At 37.9% G+C, this 14,896-nt stretch carries 19 protein-coding genes; 7 read left to right on the top strand and 12 right to left on the bottom strand.

The features are described from left to right. The first annotated feature begins 34 nt into the window (after positions 1-34). Genes MMP72_RS05745 through MMP72_RS05735 form a run of 3 tightly spaced genes read left to right on the top strand, consistent with a single transcriptional unit; the run spans position 35 to position 3,535 of the window. Entirely contained in the window at positions 35-2,053 is a 2,019-nt protein-coding gene (locus MMP72_RS05745) for an N-6 DNA methylase (RefSeq protein WP_241315392.1), read from the top strand. A gap of 11 nt (positions 2,054-2,064) precedes the next feature. After that, positions 2,065-3,219 (top strand): restriction endonuclease subunit S, encoded by a 1,155-nt coding sequence (locus MMP72_RS05740; RefSeq protein WP_241315390.1) that lies wholly within the window; start codon positions 2,065-2,067, stop codon positions 3,217-3,219. A 1-nt stretch (position 3,220) separates the two neighbouring features. Beyond that, a complete protein-coding gene (locus MMP72_RS05735; RefSeq protein ID WP_241315387.1) occupies positions 3,221-3,535 on the top strand; it encodes an NGG1p interacting factor NIF3 in 315 nt (104 codons plus the stop codon). 3 nt (positions 3,536-3,538) lie between these two features. Here MMP72_RS05735 and MMP72_RS05730 read toward each other — a convergent pair whose 3' ends face one another. Together MMP72_RS05730 and MMP72_RS05725 are read right to left on the bottom strand one after the other, a co-directional pair. Further along, a complete protein-coding gene (locus MMP72_RS05730; RefSeq protein ID WP_241315385.1) occupies positions 3,539-4,300 on the bottom strand; it encodes a nitroreductase family protein in 762 nt (253 codons plus the stop codon). Positions 4,301-4,407: 107 nt separating this feature from the next. After that, a complete protein-coding gene (locus MMP72_RS05725) occupies positions 4,408-5,208 on the bottom strand; it encodes an enoyl-CoA hydratase-related protein (RefSeq protein WP_241315383.1) in 801 nt (266 codons plus the stop codon). Between the two features lie 109 nt (positions 5,209-5,317). Here MMP72_RS05725 and MMP72_RS05720 point away from each other — a divergent pair, with 109 nt between their 5' ends. Continuing rightward, positions 5,318-5,902, top strand: a complete 585-nt coding sequence (locus MMP72_RS05720) for a nicotinate-nicotinamide nucleotide adenylyltransferase (RefSeq protein ID WP_241315381.1) — start codon at positions 5,318-5,320, stop codon at positions 5,900-5,902. Positions 5,903-5,907: 5 nt separating this feature from the next. On the opposite strand, the gene MMP72_RS05715 is transcribed toward MMP72_RS05720, so the two are convergent. Further along, complete coding sequence (locus MMP72_RS05715) at positions 5,908-6,828, bottom strand: LysR family transcriptional regulator (RefSeq protein ID WP_241315379.1); 921 nt, start codon at positions 6,826-6,828, stop codon at positions 5,908-5,910. A gap of 130 nt (positions 6,829-6,958) precedes the next feature. On the opposite strand from MMP72_RS05715, the gene MMP72_RS05710 reads away from it, so the two are divergent. Both MMP72_RS05710 and MMP72_RS05705 read left to right on the top strand, forming a co-directional pair. Beyond that, the gene (locus MMP72_RS05710; protein ID WP_241315638.1) at positions 6,959-7,162 is read left to right on the top strand and encodes a 4-oxalocrotonate tautomerase family protein; all 204 of its coding nucleotides are present in this window, start codon (positions 6,959-6,961) and stop codon (positions 7,160-7,162) included. Positions 7,163-7,178: 16 nt separating this feature from the next. Then, a complete protein-coding gene (locus MMP72_RS05705) occupies positions 7,179-7,577 on the top strand; it encodes a nuclear transport factor 2 family protein (protein WP_241315377.1) in 399 nt (132 codons plus the stop codon). A gap of 32 nt (positions 7,578-7,609) precedes the next feature. Here MMP72_RS05705 and MMP72_RS05700 read toward each other — a convergent pair whose 3' ends face one another. From MMP72_RS05700 to dapD, 8 genes are all read right to left on the bottom strand, one after another. Next, entirely contained in the window at positions 7,610-7,972 is a 363-nt protein-coding gene (locus tag MMP72_RS05700) for a glyoxalase superfamily protein (RefSeq protein WP_241315375.1), read from the bottom strand. Between the two features lie 14 nt (positions 7,973-7,986). Further along, positions 7,987-8,559: a CAP domain-containing protein gene (locus MMP72_RS05695; RefSeq protein WP_241315373.1), complete on the bottom strand. Its 573-nt coding sequence runs from the start codon at positions 8,557-8,559 to the stop codon at positions 7,987-7,989. Positions 8,560-8,675: 116 nt separating this feature from the next. Continuing rightward, positions 8,676-9,140: a peroxiredoxin gene (locus tag MMP72_RS05690; protein WP_241315371.1), complete on the bottom strand. Its 465-nt coding sequence runs from the start codon at positions 9,138-9,140 to the stop codon at positions 8,676-8,678. Between the two features lie 19 nt (positions 9,141-9,159). Further along, complete coding sequence (locus MMP72_RS05685; protein WP_241315369.1) at positions 9,160-9,846, bottom strand: diphthine--ammonia ligase; 687 nt, start codon at positions 9,844-9,846, stop codon at positions 9,160-9,162. Positions 9,847-9,939: 93 nt separating this feature from the next. After that, positions 9,940-10,356 (bottom strand): hypothetical protein, encoded by a 417-nt coding sequence (locus MMP72_RS05680; protein WP_241315367.1) that lies wholly within the window; start codon positions 10,354-10,356, stop codon positions 9,940-9,942. A 20-nt stretch (positions 10,357-10,376) separates the two neighbouring features. After that, complete coding sequence (gene queC / locus MMP72_RS05675; RefSeq protein WP_241315635.1) at positions 10,377-11,054, bottom strand: 7-cyano-7-deazaguanine synthase QueC; 678 nt, start codon at positions 11,052-11,054, stop codon at positions 10,377-10,379. Between the two features lie 83 nt (positions 11,055-11,137). Next, positions 11,138-11,848, bottom strand: coding sequence for a 7-carboxy-7-deazaguanine synthase QueE (gene queE / locus MMP72_RS05670; protein WP_241315365.1), 711 nt, complete (start codon positions 11,846-11,848; stop codon positions 11,138-11,140). Positions 11,849-11,944: 96 nt separating this feature from the next. Then, positions 11,945-12,766, bottom strand: a complete 822-nt coding sequence (dapD, locus tag MMP72_RS05665) for a 2,3,4,5-tetrahydropyridine-2,6-dicarboxylate N-succinyltransferase (RefSeq protein WP_200045218.1) — start codon at positions 12,764-12,766, stop codon at positions 11,945-11,947. A gap of 287 nt (positions 12,767-13,053) precedes the next feature. On the opposite strand from dapD, the gene carO reads away from it, so the two are divergent. Continuing rightward, positions 13,054-13,797 (top strand): ornithine uptake porin CarO, encoded by a 744-nt coding sequence (gene carO, locus MMP72_RS05660; protein ID WP_241315363.1) that lies wholly within the window; start codon positions 13,054-13,056, stop codon positions 13,795-13,797. Positions 13,798-13,888: 91 nt separating this feature from the next. Here the strand turns inward: carO and MMP72_RS05655 are convergent, their stop codons facing one another. Then, a complete protein-coding gene (locus tag MMP72_RS05655) occupies positions 13,889-14,812 on the bottom strand; it encodes a CysB family HTH-type transcriptional regulator (RefSeq protein WP_241315361.1) in 924 nt (307 codons plus the stop codon). Positions 14,813-14,896: the final 84 nt, after the last annotated feature.

Below are 14,896 nucleotides of genomic sequence, written 5' to 3'. Positions count from 1 at the left end.
AAATAAGTGACAGTATAGTTGTTAGGTAGTAAAAATGGCACAGAATCAAAAAAACTATACGCTTGAAGATCATATTAATGATTGGGTTAAGGTTAAATTTAGTAAATTAAAACTTAAAAATCAGCAGGATTATTATACTGAATCTGCAATCCCCGATTATTTGAAAGAAGCTCTAAAAGGGCGTGCAAAAACTGAAAATAAAACCAATTTTGGAAAACCTGATTTTAGCTTAACAAAATATCAAATTCCTGTTGTCATTGAGAATAAGTTAGGGCTTAAAAAACTAGTGGCAGAGTCAAAAGATGGTATTAAATTTGATGCTAAATCGATCTCAAATTATGCTGTAAATGGTGCATTGTATTATGCAACAGGTATGATTGCTTCAGCGCAGTACCATGAAGTCATTGCAATTGGGATTTCTGGGGACTCTGATGAAACGATTAATATTAAAGTCTATTATGTTTATGGTTCAGGGGAGCATTCTTTTAAATTGCTTGAAAATGTAACAACACTTGATTTTTTGGAAACTGAGAAAACTTTTGATGAGTTCTATAATGAGGCAGTTTTAACTGAACAAGAAAAGCATGACATTTTAATTAGTTCACAAGCCCAATTACAACGATATGCAAAAAATTTAAATAAACTGATGCACAATTTAAATATTACTGCGCCACAGCGTGTACTTTATGTGTCGGGTATGCTGTTAGCAATGCAACCTGTGGAAGATAAAAATGAAAACAAAATTCAAGATGGTTTGATACCTGAAGATCTTAAGGGTATTCAAACTGATTCTAAACGTGATGGCATACAAATTGTTAATCAAATCAAAGAATTTTTAAATGCTAGAGATATTCCATTTGATAAACAAAAATTGATGTTAGCCAGCTTTTCTGAAATTTCAAAAGATGCACAACGTGATGAGAAGAGTGTGCTCGATAAAGAAGTTGCAAAGCTAATTAATGGTGAAGCGAGTACTAATAAACAGATTTTTTCTTTTATTTACCATAATATTTTCTTATCTATCGATGCAATGGCTGGTCATCTTGATATTATGGGAGAAATGTATTCAGAATTTTTAAAATATGCTCTTGGTGATGGTAAGGAAATCGGAATTGTACTTACACCGCCATATATTACTAAAATGATGGCAACGATTTTAAATGTGAATCAAAACTCTAGAGTAATGGACTTAGCAACAGGTTCAGCGGGATTTTTGATTTCAGCTATGGAAATGATGATTCGAGATGCTGAGAATACTCATGGTAAAAAAACATCTGCTGCTATAGATAAAGAAAATAAGATTAAAAAACAGCAATTATTAGGTGTGGAACTTAATGCAGAAATGTATACATTAGCCGCAACCAATATGATTTTACGTGGTGATGGTAGTTCTAATATTCAGAAAGGAAATACATTTAGAACACCAGAAGAGCTCTATACAGCTTTTAAAGCTGACAAATTATTACTTAATCCGCCATTTAGTTATGAAGAAAATGGTATGCCATTTATTGCTTTTGGTTTAGATAAGATGGAGAAAGGTGGTTTAGGTGCAATTATTATTCAAGATTCGGCAGGTTCAGGTAAAGCAATAAAAACAAATCAAGCCATACTTAAAAAGCATACTTTAATTGCGAGTATTAAAATGCCAACGGATTTATTTCAGCCAATGGCAGGGGTACAAACCAGTATTTATGTTTTTGAAGCGCATAAAGCACATGATTTTGAGCAAACTGTTAAATTCATAGATTTTAGGAATGATGGTTATAAGCGGACAAGTCGAGCTTTACAAGAAATTGATGAGCCGACCAAACGCTATGATGATATTGTGAAAATTTATAAAGCAGGAACAAGAGCAAAAATTGAAGCAAGTTGGGATTTAAATGCTATTTTTGTAGAGGATTTTATTGGTCAATCAGGCGCAGATTGGAATTTTGATCAACACAAAGTAATTGATACGAAACCGACCTTTGATGATTTTAGAAAGACAGTCGCTGATTACCTTGCTTGGGAAGTTGACCAGCTTTTAAAAGGTGATGCTGGCTTGGGAAAGTAGATTGCCATTCAATGCAAAAACAACTGGAACAGTTGGATGAAGATTATGGCGTTGAATGGCAGGAATATGAGATTGGAGAATTGTTTAGTGTTATTAAAAGAGGAAAACGCTTAAAATCACTTGATAGAATTGCAGGAATAATACCTTTTATTACTGCGGGCGTTGGAAAACAAGGCTTATCAAGTTATGTTGGAAATGATATTGAAATTTTTCCAGCAAATAGTTTAACGATTGATATGTTCGGTTCAGTTTTTTATCGTAGTTTTGATTATGGAGCAGATGATCATGTTACAGTTTTAGTAAGTAGCGAGCAAAAATATTCAAAATATATACTTTTATATATAGCACCATTAATTGAAAAAGCAATTTCTGGGAAATTTGATTACTCAAGAAATTTTTATGCTTCAGATGCTCCTGAAATAAGAATTCAGCTTCCAACAGTTAATAAAGATGGTAAACAAGAAATTGCTTTCGATTATATTGAAAAATTTGTTTCTACCCTCGAAACAGAGCGCCTCGCTACCCTCGAATTATACATGAATGCTACAGGTATGTCAAGTTATGAGCTTGATTTAAATGAAAAAAATGCTTTAAATGTTTTGGAGAAAGTAACTTTAAAAGAGTTTAGGATGGAAGACGTATTGGTTTGGCAGAAAAATATTTCTGAACTCAATCCTTTACATTTAGATTCATTAACTATTTCTAACGAGTTAAAATATCCTTTTTATGGTCAAGCAACAGTCTATAATGGAGTTATTGAGTATCGACATTTAAAAGCGGAAGTTTTAAATAATAAATTGAGTAAACCTACTATTTTGATTCATTCAAATAATCAAAATACAGTTTATTTGGATACACCATTTTATTTAAAAGATGGGCATGGAGCAACAAGCGTATTACAATCTGAGAATCTTAATCGGATGACGGCTCAATTTTTTATGACTTCTATTAAAAAAGTAATTTTACAAAAATATACTTATAATTCTAAAGCAACAAAAATTGAACTCAAAAATACATATATTTCTTTACCTGTTAAACCAGATAATACTCCTGACTATGACTATATGAGTACAGTAATTTCTGCAATGCAAAAGGTAGTTATTAAAAATGTAGTCGACTACTTAGATCAACGGATTGAAAAAACAAAGGGGATAATAGGTGCATAATATGTTAAAGCTGATTTATTACGTGCCTGAATCTCACCTTGAATCCACCAAACAAGCGATTTTTGAAGCTGGGGCAGGTGGAATTGGAAATTATGAACACTGTGCATGGCAAGTGAAAGGGATAGGGCAATTTAAGCCCGTTAAAGGTGCAAATCCATTTTTAGGACAGTTAGATACATTAGAACAACTCGAAGAATGGCGCGTGGAAACGATTGTTGCAGAAGAAAAAGCCAGTGCGGTCGCAAAAGCACTCAAGGCAAGCCATCCTTATGAAGAGCCTGCCTTTGAGTTTATACAAATTTTAGATATCCAATAAGAACTAGACTTTTTGAATAAATAAATCACGGTCAAAACGATATTGAGGGAAGAACACACCATCTTCTGCTCGTTCACCTGCGCTAATCACCATGACAGGGTATTGTTGGTCATTGAGTTTTAATATTTTACGGACTAAAGGTTCATCAAAACCTTCCATCATACAACTATCAAAACCGTAGGCACGTAAAGCCAATACTAGGTTTTCACACGCTAAAGCAGTGGTTTTGGTTGCCCATAATTTTGCATCAGCAGGGTTAAATGCTGTGACAGGAAGTTGCTTGTCTAGCGTACGTGCGACTTTGAAAGCGACTTTCTTAAAATTCCCCAATGCATTGAAGTAACCTGTTTTATAGTTATATGGAATAAAGCGGTAATACTTTTGTACTGTTGGTGGAGCTTCTGGAAAAGGGAACTCACTGATATTCAGTTTCGCCATTTCATCAACACGATCCGTTCGAGCGACACACACGATCAATTCAGGCGCTGTTTTCGCAGCAAGTTGGTTTAAACATGCTTTGACCAGTTGTTTCTTCTTGGTGGGATGTTGTACCACATAGAAAGTCCACGGCTGTAAATTTGATGAGTTTGGCGCAAGCAATGCCAAATCCAAACACGCATCTAAAATTTCATTCGGAATAGGTTTATCGGTAAATTTACGTACAGAACGGCGGCTTTCAACTACTTTACGAAAGTTGGCAACATCAATATCTTGTGGTGCAGCTTCGTAATAACGTTTCTTTTCAGCTTTTGTTTGATCTGACATGAGACAAGGTCATTCCTAGGTATTTATTATTCATATTGGGACGTTCAATAAAAAAACCACCTAGTTCTATGAACTAAGTGGTCTTATGCAGCGATTTTAGCGTCAATTTAGTTGAACTGTGAAAAATCAGGTTTACGTTTTTGCATAAATGCTTGTACTGCTTCCATCATTTCAGGTGAGCGTACGCGCTGCATAAAGATTTCAGCTTCTTCATCAATACAGCTAATGATTTCAGCTAAATCCTTTTTCATCAATGCTTTACTTTGCTTGAGTGAAGCCAATGGTAGAGCAGCGAGCTGTTGCGCTGTTTGTTGCGCTGTTGCATAGACATCGTCAACTACATCATTGATGAGATTGGCTTGTTGTGCAGTTGCTGCATCAAACTTTTTCGCTGTGAATAATAATTCTGCTGCCTTATGGTAGCCTGCTTGTTGTACTAATAAACGACTTGCCGCACCTTCTGGTGAAAGACCAAGGCTCACAAAAGGAATTTGGAATAATGCAGTCTTGTCTGCATATACGAGGTCAGCATGGAGTAAAATCGTTACACCAATACCGATTGCCACACCTTTTACTGCGATAATCAGTGGCTTAGAAAAACGTGCTGCGGCTTTTAATAATACAAATGGAGGGCCTTCACCAGCAGGAGCTTCAAGTGGTTTTTGCATAAAGCCCATGAAGTCTTTCATGTCATTACCCGCAGAGAAATCATTTTCTGCACCACGGAAAATCACAACACGAACATTTTTATCAGTATCTGCTTCGTCAAATGCTTGTGCAATCCAAAGATAAAGTTCACCATAAAGCGCATTTTTAGCTTCTGAGCGGTTAATGGCTAAGGTGAGTACGCCATCTTCTAAATTTGCTTGCAAATGTGGATGAGGTTGTTGAATACAGCTAAGTGTCATCGTACTATCCTTGCTTTAAACCATCTTGTTAATTTTTAAGTGTTCATTATGTCGCATCTTACTGCAATTTGGTGTAACTGATGAGTTCATAAAAAGTGAATTTCTATTTATGTACAAATTTGACTATCTTGTTTTTATTGGACGCTTCCAGCCGTTTCATTTGGCACATATGTTGACCATTGAGATTGCGTTGCAACAAAGTCACCATGTTGTTTTAGCACTTGGTTCGGCTCAAGCAGAACGAAATATTAAGAATCCTTTTCTCGCTCATGAAAGGGAAGCCATGATATTGTCAAATTTTGTTGATGAAGATAAGCAACGCATTCATTTTGTACATGTCATTGATGTTTATAATGATGAAAAGTGGGTTAAACAAGTCAAGGAGTTGGTGAATCAAGTGATTCAACCAAATTCAAAAGTTGGTTTAATCGGTCATTTTAAAGATGAATCCTCTTATTATCTAAAATTATTCCCAGAATGGAGCATGGTTGAGTTAGAAAGCCTAAAAGCCTCAATGTCTGCAACGCCAATGCGTGAGGATTATTATCGAGGTGAGATCAAGACCCAAGCTTTCCCAAAAGGAACGATCCAATTTTTAGAACAGTTCCAACAGACATCGACCTATAAGACTTTGCAACAGAAGTTTTTAACAGGCGATCGCAGTAATTTAGATATCGTAGATTTGGATGAATAAAAAATTCATGATGCATCTGTTTTAAGATGTGCCATCAAAAAATCAATAAAAGTGCGGATGTGGGTAGAGGCATATTTTTGCGATGGATAGAGTAAAGAAAATGGACGTGCTGTTCCTGCAAATGGGCTGAGCAATTCAACCAATTGTCCATTCTGAAGTTCTTGCTCAACAATGAAACGATAGGTTTGTAGTAATCCCGCACCCTGTTTTGCCAGTGTCACTGTACCCAAAATATCATCTAGACATTGTATTTTTCCAGTCGTGGCATATTCAATGATGCGATCATCAACTTTAAACAGCCAAGGCACATTTTTACCCGTACTCGGCAATATAAATTGAATACATTCGTGCTGATCAAGCGCTTGGATCGTGTTTGGGGGGATTTTAGATTCGAGATATTCGGGTGAAGCAACCACAACCAGCTCGGCTTGTTCTAATGTCCGAGCAATCAAATTTGAATCTTTGAGATGCCGCCCACGAATCGCCAAATCAAATCCGTGGTTAATAAAGTCGATATTTGTATTGGTCAGTTGAATATCAATTTGAATCTCTGGATAACGCTGCATAAACAAAGGCAGTAATGGCAATATTCGATAATGTCCATACGGAGTAGGCACACTGATACGAATTTTACCGCTGAGTTGTTGGTGCTGATTTTTTAATAGCTGCTCTGCATCAATAATTTGGTTTAAAGCCTGTCTACATTGCTGAAAATAAACCTCACCACTGTCGGTCAGACGAACTTGGCGAGTGCTACGGATAAAGAGTTGCGTGTTTAAGCGTTGTTCAAGTCGAGCGATGGATCGACTGACAGCAGCAGGTGTTAGGCCAGCAACCATTGCTGCCTGACTAAAACTTTTTCGTTCTGCCACTAAACAAAATAACTCAACGCTACTTAACATCACTCTTTTGAGTTGCTGTGTCATTCATTACACCATGTAAAAAATGATTTGATTTGTATGCTATTTAATCACACTGATGTAAAGAATACGATAAGCATCAGTTGGTGAATCTATGCATTCCTCAACCGTATATATTTTTGATGAGGAAGTGATGATGCCTTATATTTTGATTCAGGTCACAGACGAAGGTGTGACTATAGAACAGAAACAGCAGTTAATTCGCGGTGCGACTGATTTAGTCGTAAAGGTGCTTAATAAAGAGCCTGCAACGACTTTTGTGGTGATCGATGAAGTTGCCACAGAGAATTGGGGCGTGGCAGGTGAGTCCGTTCAGCAGTTGAGACAGCGTAGCAGATAGATGAGAGGAGAAATGAATGTCTAAGCAAAGTAAACCATGCCAAGCGGACATCGCGACAATACAATTGCAGTTACAACGCTATTTTGATGGATTATATACAAGCGATGTAAGCTTACTCAGGCAAGTCTTTCACCCAGATGCGGTATATATTTGTGTTACGGATCAGCCCTTACTTAAACTGACGATGAATGAATATTTTCCAATCGTCGAACAGCGAATTTCACCTGCTTCAAGAAAACAGTTAAGGCAGGATAAGATCATCTCGATCAATATCATTAGTGAAAAAACGGCAATTGTGCATGTTGAATGTGCGATTGAACCTAAATATTTTTATGATGCCTTAACTTTTGTACATGACAATGGTGTTTGGAAAATTATAAGCAAAGTGTTTCATTATCACATTCTATCGAATTGAAATGATATGGATGTTTTGATCTTTCACAGACCTTAAGCATCTTCCCAAAAAACGAGCCGATTGGAAAATGGGTCTGTGATGGTCAGTTCAAGTGTTTCCCAATCCGTTTTTTCAATTTGTGGTTTGGCAAATTTATAGTTTTGAGCATCTAGTTCAGCATGCAGTAAACTTATATTTTCCCAGTAAATACGGATGGCACTATGTGGGCTGGCATCGCCAAAATGTTCAGATAAGTGAATGATGCAATCACCTTTAGATATCTGTAAATAAAGAGGAAAGTTATCTCCGAAGGTGTGCTGCCAATCGATTTGAAAACCCAAATAATCCATATAAAAAGATTGGGCCACATCAATATCAAAAATACGAAGAATAGGGGTGATTGAACCAGTTTGCATGATGAGTCCTTTTATTAGCGAACACCAAATTGTTGTGTCCAGTAATTTCTTTGTTGAGCGGATTGGTCAGGAGCGCAAGCGATTGCGTAATCCGTAAATTTAGGCTGCATGATATTGCTACAGTGTACTGGGCTGGTTAACCATGAAGCGATCACTTCATTTAGGTCTTTCTGGCCGTGAGCAACATTTTCGCCACCACCACGTCCTTTAAATTGATAAAGTTTTAACCTTGCTTTTAGATCAAGTCCAGTGCTGCTGACATGCCCTAAAAAGTTATGCTCGGTCATATCTTTGGTGTGAGCAAATGCACTTTGATATAACTGATTATTCCATATTAATGGTGGGGCGGTAGGAAAATGTCGTTGACCACACTGGCGGGGTTGTCTTCGAATCTCATTAATCGCAGTCACTATTGCTTGTTGATAAGCTGGATTTTGTAAATCTTGGCATGTAATTTTTGCACTGGCTTTTTGGATTTGTATGACCGATTGTTTAGGTTCTTGGGAAATATTCGGGGTGCTCGCGCTGCTACATGCTGTAATTGAAATCAAAAATGGTATTTGAATAAAGAGCTTAAGGTCATTCATGTTAGGGCCTTTACTTTAATTATTATGATCTTTTTATGATACGTCATGATCATGACATTGAATATGGTTGTCCTAATAAAAAAGCGGGATGAAACCCGCTCGATTATCGTTCAATATTATTCTGAGGCCTGAAGTGCTTTTAAATCTTCAAGTACTTGTTCCGCATGTCCAGCAGCTTTGACTTTGTGGTAGCTTTTAATCAGTTGCTGATTATGGAAGATGAAGGTTGAACGTTCGATCCCCATGACTTGTTTGCCATACATGTTCTTTTCTTTAATCACATCAAAGTGTTTACACAGCACTTCTTCTTTATCACTAATTAAATCAATGGTTAGTGCTTGTTTTTCAGTAAAGTTCTGATGAGCTTTGACTGAGTCGCGAGATACCCCGATAATTTGACAGTTCAACGCATCAAACTGGTCTTTTAGGCAAGAGAAACCGACAGCTTGAGTGGTACAGCCTGGTGTTGAATCTTTTGGATAGAAATATAAGACCAACCATCCGTTTTTGAGTTCAGCTAAATTAATTTCACCTTGCGTTGTTGGAAAAGTTTGATTCGGTAATTGGATATTCTCAGACATTTTTTATCCTTCAATAAAGCTAAATTGAGTCTAGTTCAAGTGCTAGAAAAGCATATTCCTCATGATAAACAATATTTCCCTGACGTACAGGAATAGCTTTGTTAAAAATTGGCCCATCAATAACGGTGGTGTGGAACTCACCGCCTTCACCACAAGGATCAATACCGCGATGCTCTAATTCTTGGATGTATTCGAGGGTTAAGATTTTACCCAAGTCCTCAACTTGCATACCCAGATTTAGATTTACCGTCACGATGACACTGTGAAAGCCAAGCTTGATAAACTCTTCAACTACTTCTTTATGTGGGCGTAGCCACAGTGGCATCCCTAATTTAAGGCCGACTTGCTGGGTAACACGATCATGCCAGCAACCATGTTGGGGCATATCTAAATCGCCTGTAATCAGTACTTCAGCACCTTGTTGTTTGGCTTGATTGAGGAGTTCGATGAATTTGCTCTCATAGTCGGTCCAGCTCGATGAAGCCATGAATATAGGTAAACCAATTGCATCTGCTTGTGCTTGAATAATATCAAGTGGCATGGCATGTGAGCGAGAGCGCTGACCTTGTTCTTCCAGCATCACAATTAGTCCAATGACCTGACCTTTTTGCATGGCATGATACAAAGCAAGCGAGCTATCTTTACCTCCACTAAATGAGACAATGCATTGGCTGTTATAGGCATTGGTTTTCCACTGATCCTGCATAGTGTAGTTCAACTTATTTGAAGACAAAGAAGATGTTAACAGACCTATAAAAAAGCCTGCATAAAATGCAGGCTTTTTTCGAACAACAAACGCTTATTTTTTCGGTGCTTGTTGTTGAGCAGCTTTCATTGCTTCTTCAGTCAGCTTTTCTAACTTGCTGACAAGCGGTGCGCCTAAGCAGTTTTGTAATTCTTTATTTTGCTGTTGTACGAAAGCTAAAGAACTTGGGCTTTTCTTGGCATTGATTGCACTTTGAATTTCCCATTTTTGCGATTCGGTCACTTTACCTTGGGCATCAATCTGACAGCCACAGAACTTACTGACTTCTGCCGCTGTAAGTTTGCCACCTTTTGCAGTTTGATCTTTACATACATTGACCAATCCTGCTTTAACATTGGTACTTTTATATGCAGCTTCAAGTGGGTTTGTATTTGCATGTGTCGCTGTCGCCAATAAAGCAGCAGCAGACATCATGGTAGAAAGAATAAGATTTGATTTTAAAAACTTCATATATGTACCTAATTATTAGCCTATATCGTCTGTTCGGTATAACGCGTAGGATCCGCAATACCTGCCTCGATAAAACCTTGATGACGTAAACGGCAACTGTCGCATTTGCCACACGCGCGTCCTTGAGCATCTGCTTGATAGCAGGATACCGTTTGACTGTAGTCTACGCCATGTTCGATACCTAAGCGTATAATATTCGCTTTGGATAAATGTAACAAAGGTGTTTCAATCTTAAGGGGTTTTCCTTCAACGCCAGCTTTCGTTGCAAGACGAGCAAGATTGGCAAAAGCGTCAATGAATTCTGGGCGACAGTCAGGATATCCTGAATAATCAACAGCATTGACCCCAATCACGATGGCTTCAGCATCAAAAACTTCAGCTGCTGCGAGGGCATACGATAAGAAAATGGTGTTACGTGCTGGAACATAAGTTACAGGAATACCTTCTTGTAATTGTTCTGGTATATCAATGTTGTGATCTGTAAGTGCAGACCCGCCTAGATTACCTAAATCAATATTGATCACACGATGTTCTACACCAGCGCTTTGAGCAAGTGTTTTAGCTGCATCAAGTTCTGTGGTAGAGCGTTGCCCATACATAAAACTTAAAGCAACACATTCATAGCGAGCTTGTGCCCAAGCAAGACACGTTGTTGAGTCTAAGCCGCCAGATAATAATACGATGGCACGTGAACGCATATTATTTTCCATGATTCAACCTAAAGATAAATTTATGACGCTTCTCATTTTTAAAGGGCGAGAAGTATGACTAAAGACAGATTTTAACGACCTGATTCATCATTCCATAACAGTTTATGTAACTGTAGTTGGAAGCGAACTGGGAGGTGGTCATCTAAAATCCATTGCGCCAAATTACGAGCAAAGGCAGGTAAGGTGGCAGCACCTTTTTCGACAGCAAAAGCTGGAGAGAACCAAACTGTACTTACTTTCGTTTGCAGTTGGAACTGTTCAAGTTGTTGTTTCGACCATTCGTAATCAGCACGATTACAGATCACAAATTTAATTTGATCATGCTGAGTTAAATAATCAAGATTGCTGAATAAGTTACGATGATCTTCATTGGATGTCGGTGTCTTTAAATCAAGGACTTTAGAAACACGTGGATCAACTTTAGCAACATCTAAAGCACCACTGGTTTCGAGTGAGACTTGAAAGCCCAGATCACAAAGGCGTTGTAATAGAATCAGACAATTCGGTTGCGCTAGCGGTTCACCACCAGTCACACAAATATAAGGTGTTTTATATTGGCTAGCCGTTTCGATAATATGTTCAAGTGATAAGCGTTCACCACCTTCAAAAGAATAGGTGGTATCACAATAACTGCAACGTAATGGGCAGCCTGTTAAACGAATAAAAACAGTGGGTAAACCAAAAGTATTCGCTTCGCCTTGCAAAGAATAAAAAATCTCGGTAATGCGTAAACCAGCCGCAGGATCAGAGACAGGAATTGCAGAAGAACGTAAGGACGCCATATATTCAGAACCACACCATATAAAAGAACAAAATCTCTACAACCATGACTGATTGTAGAGACGAGGAACGTTTAAAGTTCCGCAAGAAAGTAAAGCTTAGTCTGCTCGTAATAAATCATTCAAACTGGTTTTCGCACGCGTTTTCGCATCAACTTTTTTCACGATGATTGCAGCATATAAGCTGTAAGTACCGCATTTTGATGGAAGGCTACCCGCAACAACCACAGAACCTGCTGGTACACGACCATAATGCACTTCGCCTGTTTCACGATCAAAGATTTTAGTTGATTGACCGATGAAAACGCCCATTGAAATCACAGAGCCTTCTTCAACAATTACACCTTCAACGATTTCTGAACGTGCACCGATAAAGCAATTGTCTTCAATGATGGTTGGGTTTGCTTGTAATGGCTCTAAAACACCACCGATACCAACGCCACCAGACAAGTGAACATTTTTACCGATTTGCGCACATGAGCCTACAGTTGCCCATGTATCGACCATGGTACCTTCGTCAACATAAGCACCAATGTTGACATAAGACGGCATCAACACGACATTTTTCGCTTGGAAGCTACCACGACGAGCAACAGCAGGAGGGACAACACGTACACCCGCTGCTTTAAATTGCTCTTCAGTCCAACCTGAGTACTTAGTATCTACTTTGTCATAGAAACGAAGATCACAAGCTTCAATAGGCTTGTTGTCATTGAGTTTAAATGAAAGTAATACAGCTTTTTTAAGCCATTGGTGTACAACCCACTCACCATCGATTTTTTCAGCAACACGAAGTGTACCGTTATCTAATCCAGTCAATGCTTCTTCAACAGCTTGACGAATTTCAGTTGGGCAGTCCGCTGCGCTATAGTTGGCACGGTCTTCAAATGCTTGCTCAATGATTGTAGAAAGCTGAGACATGATCTTCCTTCTTCCAAAAAAATTTTGTTGATTTTACACTAGTTTGAATGAAGAATCTTTGAAAAAAGTTGTTACAATAAATTGGGCGAAAACTTAGTCATAATAATGAAACATGAGCGGAGCTGTTTGTTTTCTATTCATAATTTTAAAATACATAACTCCTCAATATTTGTATCAAAACATAACAAAAAGTAATCAGTTTTTGTATAAAAAGCTAGCGATCAATCCTTTATGATTCAATCACAGAAACAATTATATTTAATAAGAGTATTTTTAAGGAGACTTCAATGAAAACTTTGCGTGTTATGTTAGCAGCTGGTGTGTTGACAGCAATTGCAGGTACTGCAGTTGCAGATGAGCAAATTGTTAAAGAATCAGTTTATGCATTCCCTTCGTTCCTAAATCCAGTTTCAGTTCGTGCTGAAGTCGGTACTACTGGTTACGGTGGTGCGATTTCTTACCGTGTTAATCCATATGTTGGTGTGACTTTAGGTTATAACGGCGGTGATATTTCTTGGTCTGATGACATTAAAGTCAACGGTTCCAAATATGATATCGACATGGATAACAATAACACTTATTTAAATGCTGAGATTTATCCATGGGGCGCAAATCAGAATGCATTTGCTCGTGCTCTTTATGTCGCAGCAGGTGTTGCTTATCTAGATAATGACTATAAATTGACTCGTGATGTTGGCGCAACTCGTTCATTCCGTGTAAACAATCAAGATTTCTTGGCTGGTGCGAATGGTGTGAAAATTGATGGTAAAATGGACTATCAAAATGACATTGCTCCATATTTAGGTTTTGGTTTAAATGCTCCTGTATACAGAAACTTTGGAGTATTTGGTGAGGTAGGTGCTTACTATACTGGTAATCCAAAAGTTCAATTAACTTCTGCGGGTACAGCTGTTACTGAAGGAAGCCAAACTTTAGAACAGGCTGTAAGTGCGGAAGAGGCTAAAATTGCCAATAAAGATCGTTATGAGTGGATGCCAGTGGCGAAAGTGGGTGTGAACTTCAAGTTCTAATCTATACCACGAACTAAAAAACGGGCTTCATGCCCGTTTTTTTATATTCTTATTTTGAAAAGAAGAGACTCAACAGTGTGAGTCTTTATGATTATTCTTCAGGGTAGGCGACTTTCTTTAATGCTTTGATGTCTGTTTTAGGTGAGCATAGTGAAATAAACTCATAGCCATAACCACGCAGTAAATGGCCCTTACGCACTGCGATCCAAGTGGTATTGACACCAAAGATATCGGTTTTAATTTGTTGTAAGCGATAGTCTCGTTCAGTGTCATAAGCGACATCATTGACAATTCCCACACCCATATTCATTTCAACATAGGTTTTGATTACATCGGCATCCAGCGCAGACATCACGATATCAGCATGTAAATGAGCATCATCAAATGCTTTATCTATTTTTGAACGGCCTGTGAATCCGCCGTGATACGTGATCAATGGATATTCAGCTAAAACGTCTAGATTGATTTTATCCAGCTTTGTTAAAGGATGATCCTTAGGCGTAATAATGCTGTGGTACCACTCATAATAAGGAACGCTAGCCAAGTTATCTTCGGTGGTTAAAGACTCAGTTGCAATACCAATATCAGCTTCACCATGAAGTAACATTTCTGCAATTTCAACTGGGCTTGCTTGTTGTAAAACTAAATGAACTTTTGGAAATTGTTTTTTAAATTGATTCACAATTGGCGGAAGTACATAACGCGCTTGGGTATGCGTTGTTGCAATGGTGAGTGTGCCTTCATCGACCTTATTAAAATCATCAGCTAAACGTTTAATATTGTCAGCATCAACTAACATGCGTTCCACAATGCTTAATAGCGATTGACCTGGTTCAGTAAGACCAAGTAAACGCTTACCTTTACGTACAAAAAGTTGTACTCCTAATTCATCTTCTAAATCTTTAATGTGTTTACTAACACCTGATTGGGAGGTATAAAGTGCCGCAGATGCTTCTGTTAAATTAAAGTTTTGGCGAACAGTTTCTCGAATAATTCTGAGTTGTTGAAAGTTCATAAGGGTTATTTCCTTGCAAAAGCATGGTGATTTCTAGCATTTTATCTCTAAATCCCCTTAAGCCCTCCTTTAAAAAAGGGGCTT

Origin of the sequence: Acinetobacter sp. NIPH 2699 (genome assembly GCF_022549355.1) — a bacterium.
Classification (GTDB): Bacteria; Pseudomonadota; Gammaproteobacteria; order Pseudomonadales; family Moraxellaceae; genus Acinetobacter.
This window is presented reverse-complemented; position numbering and strand designations above follow the sequence as displayed.